Source organism: Actinomadura soli (assembly GCF_005889715.1).
In the GTDB taxonomy this organism is placed as follows: Bacteria; Actinomycetota; Actinomycetes; order Streptosporangiales; family Streptosporangiaceae; genus Spirillospora; species Spirillospora soli.
In genome coordinates, this window is record NZ_VCKW01000294.1 from 1 (window position 1) to 9,367 (window position 9,367).

Annotated in this window: 7 protein-coding genes; 3 read left to right on the plus strand and 4 right to left on the minus strand. The window is 75.6% G+C overall.

All coding sequences use genetic code 11. From position 1 onward, the window contains the following. The first annotated feature begins 78 nt into the window (after positions 1–78). The 3 genes from ETD83_RS35535 (at position 79) to ETD83_RS35545 (ending at position 3,338) form a co-directional block, all read left to right on the plus strand. Positions 79–711, plus strand: coding sequence for a GNAT family N-acetyltransferase (locus ETD83_RS35535; RefSeq protein ID WP_138649591.1), 633 nt, complete (start codon positions 79–81; stop codon positions 709–711). 314 nt (positions 712–1,025) lie between these two features. Then, positions 1,026–1,820: an SAM-dependent methyltransferase gene (locus ETD83_RS35540; protein WP_138649592.1), complete on the plus strand. Its 795-nt coding sequence runs from the start codon at positions 1,026–1,028 to the stop codon at positions 1,818–1,820. 198 nt (positions 1,821–2,018) lie between these two features. Beyond that, the gene (locus ETD83_RS35545) at positions 2,019–3,338 is read left to right on the plus strand and encodes an acyltransferase family protein (RefSeq protein ID WP_138649593.1); all 1,320 of its coding nucleotides are present in this window, start codon (positions 2,019–2,021) and stop codon (positions 3,336–3,338) included. A gap of 8 nt (positions 3,339–3,346) precedes the next feature. Here the strand turns inward: ETD83_RS35545 and ligA are convergent, their stop codons facing one another. The 4 genes from ligA to ETD83_RS35565 form a co-directional block, all read right to left on the minus strand. Beyond that, positions 3,347–5,440, minus strand: coding sequence for an NAD-dependent DNA ligase LigA (gene ligA, locus ETD83_RS35550; protein WP_138649594.1), 2,094 nt, complete (start codon positions 5,438–5,440; stop codon positions 3,347–3,349). A 36-nt stretch (positions 5,441–5,476) separates the two neighbouring features. Beyond that, the gene (locus ETD83_RS35555; RefSeq protein WP_205718054.1) at positions 5,477–6,373 is read right to left on the minus strand and encodes an alpha/beta hydrolase; all 897 of its coding nucleotides are present in this window, start codon (positions 6,371–6,373) and stop codon (positions 5,477–5,479) included. Continuing rightward, the gene (locus ETD83_RS35560) at positions 6,370–7,296 is read right to left on the minus strand and encodes a DMT family transporter (protein WP_138649595.1); all 927 of its coding nucleotides are present in this window, start codon (positions 7,294–7,296) and stop codon (positions 6,370–6,372) included. Before ETD83_RS35560 ends, ETD83_RS35555 begins: the two co-directional genes overlap by 4 nt. Next, the coding region (locus tag ETD83_RS35565; protein ID WP_138649596.1) for a bifunctional phosphatase PAP2/O-acyltransferase family protein at positions 7,293–9,367 on the minus strand (2,075 nt) is incomplete at its 5' end. The genes ETD83_RS35565 and ETD83_RS35560, both read right to left, overlap by 4 nt.

Sequence of the window (9,367 nt, forward strand, 5' to 3'; positions counted from 1 at the left end):
GCGCGGGTGCGGGTGGCCGGGTTGACGTGAGCGTCCGCGCCCGGTGAAGATCGGCGCGTCCCCCAGGAGGCCGCGCCCATGACCGACAAGCCCGAGCCGTCGCCGCCCGCCGTCCGCGAGGCCGCGGCGCCCGACACCGCGGAGATCGCGGCGGTCCTCGGGCGCGCCTTCGACGACGACCCGGTCTGGTCGTGGCTGCTGCCCGACAGGGCGTCCCGCGTGCGGCGGCTGGCCGGGCTGTTCGAGATCATGCTGCGCCGGGTGCACCTTCCGCACGGCGGCACCGAACTCGCGGGACGCGGCGCCCGCACGCAGGCGGCCGCGCTGTGGGACCCGCCCGGCCATTGGCGCGTCCCCCTCGGCATGCAGATGGCCCAGGCCCTGCCGCTGCTGCGGGTGCTCGGCGCGCGGATGCCCACATCGCTGCGCACGCTCGGTGTCATCGAGAAGCACCACCCACGGGAGCCGCACTGGTACCTGGCGGTGCTCGGCACCGACCCGCCCGCGCAGGGGGACGGCCTGGGGTCCGCGCTGCTGCGGTCCCGGCTGGACCGCTGCGACGCCGACGGCGTGCCCGCCTACCTGGAGAGCTCGAAAGAGATCAACGTGCCGTACTACGAGCGGTTCGGCTTCACGGTGACGCGGGAACTGGCCCTGCCGGGCAGGGGCGCGCCGCCGATCTGGCTCATGTGGCGGGAGCCCGGCGCCTGAGCGGGGTCCGACAGGCATTCGGCGGCGTGGTTAAGTCCGTGTCATGGCCGGAAGCGGCCATGTGACCGGCGGAGCGGCGTTGCGGATGCGCGCTCGGCGACCGTCCGCTGGCGCGCCGCATTGCTGATCATCGTCACCGGCCTCGCCCGGACCCGGCGGACGCGTCCAAACGCCGCTGGCCCGATGCGGCCATGCGGCGGGCGTCTTTCGGGCCGTCCGCCGGCCGTCTCGACCTTCCGGCGACCTTTGCCGCCTACCGTCGAAGGTGAGCCACGCCCCCGCGCTCCTCTTCGTGAAAGCGACAGGTGAAGCGAATGACGACGGTCGGCACCCGGGCGCCGGAGACGCGGCTCGCCCTGCACAGGCCGGGCCCCGCACGCGTCCAGGACTACCTCCTCGGCGGCAAGGACAACTACGCCGCCGACCGCGAGCTCGCGCTCCGGCTCCTGGAGGTCCTCCCGCAGGCGGCGGACGCGGCCCGCGCCGCCCGCGAGTTCCTCGCCCGCGCCGTCCGGCTGGTCGCGGGACGCGGCGTCCGGCAGTTCCTCGACCTCGGCTGCGGGCTGCCCACGGCCGGGAACCTGCACGAGCTGGCCGCGCGGCACATCCCCGGCACCCGCATCGTCTACGTCGACAACGACCCACTCGTCATCGCGCACGCCCGCGCGCTGATGATGGACGGCGGTAACGTCGCGGCACTGCGGGCCGACATCCGCGACCCGGACGCGATCCTGGACAGCCCGGAGGTGCGCCGCCTCATCGACCCGGCCGAGCCGGTCGCGCTGGTGTTCTCGTCCGTCCTGCACTTCCTGCCCGGCGCGGCCGACCTCCTCGCCGCGCTCGCGGGCCCGGCCGCGCCCGGCAGCGCCCTGGTCGTCTCGCACGTCACCGCCGACTTCGCGCCGATCGCGATCACCGAGGCCGCGCGGCTCTACCTGGAGGCGAGCGACATCCCGCTGTTCCCGCGCGGCGCCGTCGAGGTGGCGCGGCTGCTCGGCCCGTTCCGGCCGGTCTCCCCCGGGCTCGTGCCGCTCACCTCCGGGCCGCTCGCCGGGACGTTCCGCCCGGGCCACGAGCCGATCATGTACGGGGCCGTCGGGCTGCGCTGACCCGGGAGCGAGCTGTGGAGTTGGTCACACCCGGGGGCGGGTACGGCATGCCGCTTCCGGATCGCCGCGGCCCTGCTCCGGCCGGTCCTGCGGGGGCTCAGCGCTCATCACCCTGAGTCAGCCGCCGGAGCACCGTGTTAAGAAAAATGTCATTCGCCGGTTAGAGAACGCGTCCGCGCCGCCCCTAGGGTGGCCCGAATGCCGTCGAACACCCTGACTCCGCCCCAAACGCAGATCGGCTCCCGCCCGGCGAAGGCGCGCCGGATGGACTGGCTGGACGCTCTGCGCGGGCTCGCGGCGCTGGTGGTGGTGTTCGAACACTCCCTCGACGTGCTCCTGCCGGAGGTCCGCGCCACGGCGAGCCCGTGGTTCGACTTCGGCCGGTACGGCGTGTTCGTGTTCTTCCTGGTCAGCGGGTATGTCGTGCCGTTCTCGCTGGAGCGGCGCGGGAGCGTCCGGCGTTTTTGGGCCGGGCGGTTCTTCCGGCTCTACCCCGCCTGGTGCGTGTCGCTGGCGCTCGCGCTGCTGCTCGGCGCGGCCGGGATGTCGTACGGGCTGCCGGCCGCGCTCGGCGAGCGTCCGTGGGCGTCCGCGCTGGCGCACATGACGATGCTGCAGGACCTCCTGGGCGTGCCGAACGCCGTCAACGTCTACTGGACGCTCTCCTACGAGATGGTCTTCTACCTGCTGGTGACGGCCATGTTCGTCGCGGGGGTGCACCGCTCCAGCGCCCGGGTCGCGCTGGGGTTCGGCGTGGGCGCGGCGATCCTCGGCGTCGCGCTGCCGTCGGGCCTGCTGGCGTCCCGGTGGCCGGGCGGGACGATCCTCGCCGCCGCGGTGTTCCTGGCCGCCGGGCTCGCGGCGATGGTCAGCCGCCGCCGCGCGGTGCGCCGGACGGGGGTCGCGGTCGTGGCGGCGCTGGCGCTCGGCCTGCTCGTCCTCGACAGCCGCATCGGGGCCATCGAGAGCCTGTGCATCATCGCCACGATGTTCGCCGGGACGGCCGTGCGGGGCGTCCAGGACGGGCGGCTGCGCGCCTGGCCCGCCGTCGCGATGGTCGCGGTCGTCCCCGCCTTCTCGCTGGTGGCGGGCCTGCGGACCCCGACCGCCCTCGCCCTGAACGCCAACCCGGCCCCGCTGGGGCCCGACTGGTCCGTCGCCGTCGGGGCGGCATGGCTGACGTTCCTCGCCGGTCTCGCGCTGCGCGACCGTCCGATGCCCCGCGCCCTGGTGTGGTCGGGCCTCGTCAGCTACTCGCTGTACCTGCTCCATCCGCTGGTCATCCAGGCGATCTGGCATGCCGCCGGACGCGATCCGGGCGATCTCCCCGGCCCGATCCGGCTGATGTGGGGCGTGGTGCTGGTCACGGCCGTCCTCGGCGCCGCGGCGGCGTCGCACCGCTACGTCGAGCTCCCGGCGCAGCGGCTCGGACGGCGCCTGACGTCGCGGCGGCGTCCGCCCGCGGGCCGTGACCCCGGCAACGACCCGGGCAACGGCAGCGTGCGCGTTCTCGCCTAGGGGCCCGGTCACAGGAAGGCGGCGACGCGGGCGGCGAACTCCTCCGGGGTGACGATCTCGACGCCGAGCTGCTCGGCCTTGGTCTTCTTCGAGCCCGCCTTCGCCCCGGCGACGAGGAGGGACGTGCGGGCGGACACCGACGAGGACGCCTTCCCGCCGGCGCGCTCGATCAGCTCGTTCACCTGGGTGCGGGACAGCCCGTCGAGCGGCCCGGACATCGCGCCGGTGGCGACGACCGACATCCCGGCCAGCGGCAGCCAGGACGCCTCGTCCCCGGCCGTCTCGGCGGTGGGGCCGGTGGCGCCCGGCTCGGTCATGGTGACGCCGGCGGCGACGAGCTTGTCGATCAGCGGGGCCAGCGCGGCGATCTCCTCGACCAGGATCGCGGCCCGCTCCGGCCCGACGCCCTCGACCCGCTGGAACGCCTCCGCGTCGGCGGCGCGGATCGCGTCCATCGTCGCGAAGTGGCGGGCGATGCGGCGGGACATGGACCGGCCGGTGCCGCGCACGCCGAGCGCGCAGAACACCTTGTTCAGCGGCTTGGCCTTCGCGCCCTCGATCGCGGCGATGAGCGCGGTGGTGTTCGTCTCGCCCATCCGCTCCAGGGCGATGACCTGGTCGTGGGTGAGGACGAACAGGTCGGCGAAGTCGGTGATCAGCCCGGCGCCGACGAGCTGGTCGATGCGGTTCTCGCCGAGGCCCTCGATGTCGAGCTGGTCGCGTCCGGCGGCGTAGCGGACGGACGCGATCGCGTGGCAGGCCCGTCCCCGGACGCACCGCCACCGCTGCTGCGACGCGTCGATCCCGTCGCCGCAGCGTGGGCACGCGGACGGCGCCTCGATCGGCCGCTCGTCCCCGGTGCGCAGATGCACGACCGGGGCCTCCACGCGGGGGATCACGTCCCCGGCCTTGTAGACGGTGACGTGGTCGCCGATCCGCAGGCCGCGGCGCTCGATGTCGGCGGCGTTGTGGAGGGTCGCGTAGGTGACGGTCGAGCCGTCCACCTCCACGGGTTCCAGGACGGCGCGCGGCGCGATGACCCCGGTGCGGCCGACGTTCCACTCGACGTCCAGCAGCCGGGTGATCTTCTCGACGGCGGGCAGCTTGTAGGCGACGGCCCAGCGGGGCGCGCGGGAGGACAGCCCGGCGTCGGCCTGGTCGGCGGCGGCGTCCGCCTTGATCACGATGCCGTCGATGCCGAAGTCGAGGCCGGCGCGCAGCGCCGCGATCTCCTCGACGCGCTCGCGGACCAGCTCCATCGTGGCGCGGGTCGTCCCGGCGACCGGGGTGCCCGCGGTCGTCCTCACGCCCAGCCCGGCCAGCAGCGCCATCAGCTCGCTGTGCGGCAGCTCGCGGAGCCGATCGGCCAGGCCGGGGGCGGTGCCGGCGCCGAATCCGGCGTCGGCGGGCAGCGGCAGTATCCCGTACCCGAAGAAGGTCGACTCGACCTGGTAGGCGTGGTGCTTGGTGCGCAGCGACCCGGCGGCGGCCGAGCGCGGGTTGGCGAACGGCGGGTGCCCGGCGGCGGTGCGGGCGGCGTTGGCGGCCTCGAACTGGGCGCGGGTCATCAGGACCTCGCCGCGCAGCTCCACCGTGACGGGCTCGGCGAGCCGCTCCGGCAGGCCGGTGATGATCGCGATGCCGCGGGCGGAGACGTCCTCGCCGGCGGTCCCGTCGCCGCGGGTGACCAGCTGGATCAGGCGGCCCTCGCGGTAGCGGGCCGAGATCGCGAGGCCGTCCAGCTTGGGCTCCACGCTCCACGTCGCGACCTCGCGGCCGAGCCTGCGGACGAGGCCCTCGGCCCACGACTCCAGGCCCTCCGCCGAGAACACGTTGTCGAGGCTCAGCATCGGGACCGTGTGCGGGACGTCCCCGGCGACCGCTCCCCCGGCGACCTTGCCCGTCGGGGAGCCGGGCAGCACGTGCCCGGGGTGCCCGGCCTCGTAGGCGGCGATGCCCCGCACCAGCCGGTCGAAGGCGTCGTCGTCGAGCGGCGAGTCGCCCTCGCCGTAGTAGGCGGCGGAGGCCGCGACGGCGGCCTGCACGGCGGCGGCGTAGGCGGCCTGGTCGCCGATCTCGGTACGGGCCGGTGATTCGGTCATGTTGACATCATCCCTGGTCCCACCGACATTTCGGACTTATCGGCGGCCCGCGAGACGGTGCCCGAGGAAGGCGAGCTGGGGGCGCAGGAGGCGCTGCCAGTAGGCCACGTCGTGGCATCCGCCGCTCATCGAGCCCTCCGGGCGGGCCCGGTCGCGGAACCGGCGCGTCATGCGCGCGAACGGGTCGCTGTTCCCGCAGTCGACCCGGAGCGGGACGCCCTTCAGCGCGTCCAGCGAGGCGAAGACGTCGTTGCGGGCGAAGTCGGCGCGGCCGTCGAACGAGCGCCGGTTGGCGGACCGCGCGTCCTCGTAGGAGGAGAACAGCGCCGGGGACGACGCGACGACCGCCGCCGTCCGCGCGGCGCCGAGCCGGCGGGCGAGGACCAGCGCGCCGTAGCCGCCCATCGACCAGCCGATGGCGCCGACGCGGTCGATCCGGGCGCCGCGGTCGCGGAGGCGGGGCAGCAGCTCGTCCGTGATCATCCCGATCGGGTCGTCGCCGTCCGCGCGGGGATGCCAGTAGGAGTCCTTGCCGCCGTCGACGGCGACGAGCGCGAACGGCGGGACGCCGCCGTTCGCGACGGCGTCGGGCAGGTAGTGGTGCAGGTTGAGGCTCGCCACAAGGGACGTCGCCGTGTGACCGGTGCCGTGCAGAGCCACCACGACCGGCAGTCCCCGCAGCGAGCGGCCGTCCACGGGCGGCACGATGGCGGCGGTGACGGCGGTCCGGCGGCGCGCGGACCGCCATGGCATGAACTCGATCTTGACGGGCCCGGGGGGCGGCTCCGGCGCGGCCCCGCACCGGCCGAGCGCGCGGTCGAGGCGGACCCGGCCGGGCAGCATCTCGCGCTGGACGAGGGCGTACCCGGCGCCGCCCATCGCCGCGACGGCCCCGAGGCCGCCGGCGCCGAGCAGCGCCCGCCTGGTGATCAACGCGGCTCCCTCACACCGGTGGCCTCTCTCCGGGCGGCGGCCGCGGAGCGGGACAGCAGGGCGACACCCGCGGTCAGGAGCATGGCAGTGAACGATACGGCAACGAACGCCGCCGCCGTCCGCGGCGGCAGGGTGTGGAAGGCGAGCACGGCCACCAGGTACGACGCGATGGGGTTCGTCATCGTCATCGCCGTCATCGCGGCCGGCAGCGAACCGGCGGCGAACGCCCGCTGCTCGATGACGAGCCCGAGCAGCGTGCTGCCGGCGAGGGCGTAGCCGGGCCAGTCCACGGCGGTCGCGGCGACGCCGCGGTTGACGAGGTCGGCGGTGGTGAGCTTGATCAGCACGGCCGTGGCGGCGAAGCAGAGCCCGGCGCAGACGCCGAGCAGCGCGGCCCGCACCGGGCCCCTGCGCAGCCACGCCGCCCGGGACAGCACGATGATGAGCGGGGCCGCGATCAGCCCGGCGAGGAACAGCCTCGGCCGGGACGGCTCGCCCTCGGGCGGGATCGCGCCCGGCACGGTGAACAGGACGGCGAGGCCCGCCGACACGGCGACGCCGCCGAGCAGGTCCATGCGGGCGGGGCGGCGCCCGGTGCCGACCGTGCCGAGCATGATGGTGAAGACGAGCTGGGTGACCAGCAGCGGCTGGACGATCGCGGTCGAGCCGAAGTGCAGCGCGGTGGCCTGCGCCGCGAACCCGGCCAGGTTCACGCCCCAGCCGGTCAGCCACACCGGGTCGCGGACCAGCCGGCGGATCAGGCCCTGCGCGGCGGTGGCGTCCGAGCCGCCGTGCACGGCGCGCCTGGCCGCGCGGTACTGCAGCGCGGCGGCCCCGGCGAACAGGAACGCGGCGAGCAGGCTGAACCCGACCGACCACGCCATCTCGCCGGACCACATCGCTTCGGCGGACCGGGCCGTCACGGCGTTCCGGCCCGCGCGCCGCCGTCCGCGCCGTGCTCGCGTCCGGCGACGGCGGCCGACAGCTCCCCGAACGCCCGGACGATCCCGCCGGTGAACACGGCCGCCTCGGGCAGCAGCCTCGGCTCGGCGGTCACCGCGACGTGCAACGCTCCATTCCAGCTCAGCGCGCCGACGGCGAACGGGACGCCGTCCGCGAGCGGCAGGATCGGGTGGACGTCGCCGAGCGGGACCCCCGCCATCGACATCGGCACCGCGGGCCCCGGCATGTTGGAGACGATCCCGCCGAAGAACCGGGCCCGGTAGGTGCCGCGCGCGGCGCGGGCGTGCAGCCGCGGCGGCAGCGCGCCGATCAGGGCGAGCACGGCGGTGCTGGCCACCGCCCGGCCGGACCCGCGGCGCCGCTCCGCCGACCGGTGCACGGCCGCGAGCCGCTCGTGGACGGGCATCGGGTCGACGGGGACGTCCAGCCGCAGCGCGGCCGTCAGGTTGCCGGGCACGGCGGTCCGGCCCCGGTCGGGCGGGGCGGGGGCGCGCAGCGTCATCGGGACGGCGGCGCGCAGGGCCCGCCCGCCCGCGCGTTCGCCCCGCTGGGCCAGCACGTCGGCGACGACCTCGCCGACCAGCGCGAGCAGGACGTCGGTGACGCGGGCGCCGGCGGCGCGGGCGGTGTCCCGGACCTCGTCGAGCGGTAGGGTCACCGTCTCGAAGGCGCGCTCGGTCCCGAGCGTGCCCGTGACGGACACGGTCGGCGCGATGCCGTCCAGGCCGAGCAGGACCAGGCCGGGGACGACGGCGGCGGCCCGCGCGATCCCGCCGGGGCCCTTGACCGGCTCCGCTTCCGGGAGCCGGGGTTCGAGGACGCCGCGCAGGATGTCGACGACGCCGATCCCGTCCGCGATGGCGTGGTGGAGGAGGATCACGACGGCGTCCGGCCCGCGCTCCCCGCCCCGGACGAGCCAGAACCGCCACAGCGGCCGGTCGTGGTCGAGCGGCTCGGCCACCAGGCGGGCGACGAGGTCGTCGAGCGCGCGCCGCCCGCCCGGCGCGGGGAGGTCGACCGGCCGGACGTGCCAGCCGAGGTCGATCTCGGCGGCCTCGACCCAGCGGGCCCGCCGGAACCGGCCGGCGGGAACGATCCGCTGCGTGAGGCGCGGCAGGTGCGGCAGGCGCCCGGCCAAGAGATCGCGCATCCGCTCGGCGGAAGGCCCCGGCCCGGCGAACTCGGCGACCCCGCCGACGACCTGCGGGACGTTCTCGCTCTCCACGTGCAGGAAGAACGCGTCGGCGGCGGCCACCCGCTGCTCCCGCCGCGGCGGAGGCGGCCGCTCGCCGGGGACGCCGTCCAGGGGACGGCGGCGCCGCGCCAGGCCCACCCGGAGCCGTTCGGCGGCGGCCGCGGCCGGGATGAGCAGCAGCCCCGCGGGGATGTCCACGACGTAGTGCGCGGCGGTGGCCACGATGACCAGGGCCGTCACGGCGAGGTGCAGCGCGCACAGCCAGGTGAAGAACGCGCCCGTCCGGGCACGCACGGCCACGACGCCGATCCACGCGACCCATCCGATGTGCAGGCTCGGGATCGCCGCGTACGGGTTGGCGCCCGCGGACACCACCCCGGTCCCCCAGGTCGCAGGCGGATGGTGGACGGCGATGATGTCGGTGTAGCCCGCGTCCGACAGAAGCCTCGGCGGCGTCGTCGGCCAGAGCGCGAAACAGCAGATCGCGATAAGCGTCAGCCAGATCAGCGTGTTGCGCGCCCACGGGTAGACCGGGTCCCTGCGCCACCACAGGTACGCGAGGAACCCGAAGGTGCCGATGGCGTACGTCGTCGCGTACTCCCAGGCGGCGATGGCGCCCAGCCACTCGTGCCGGACGAGCACGTCGTTGAGCGGGCGCTCGGCGTCCAGGCGCGCCCACCGCTCGAAGTCGAGCAGGGCCCGCCCGTTCGCGTCGCTGAGCTCCCGCGGGCCGGTGAAGACATGGGTGAACGTCAGGTAGACGGCCAGGACGACCAGGGCGGCGGCGATCTCCCGCGCCGCCGCCGCGGCCCGTCCCCCGCCGGCCTCCCCCGTGC

Excerpts from the sequence above, each read along its gene's own strand:
- ETD83_RS35540 (WP_138649592.1), top strand. The coding sequence starts at position 1,026 with ATGACGACGGTCGGCACCCGGGCGCCGGAGACGCGGCTCGCCCTGCAC.
- ETD83_RS35535 (WP_138649591.1), top strand. The coding sequence starts at position 79 with ATGACCGACAAGCCCGAGCCGTCGCCGCCCGCCGTCCGCGAGGCCGCG.
- ligA (WP_138649594.1), bottom strand. The coding sequence starts at position 5,440 with ATGACCGAATCACCGGCCCGTACCGAGATCGGCGACCAGGCCGCCTAC.
- ETD83_RS35545 (WP_138649593.1), top strand. The coding sequence starts at position 2,019 with ATGCCGTCGAACACCCTGACTCCGCCCCAAACGCAGATCGGCTCCCGC.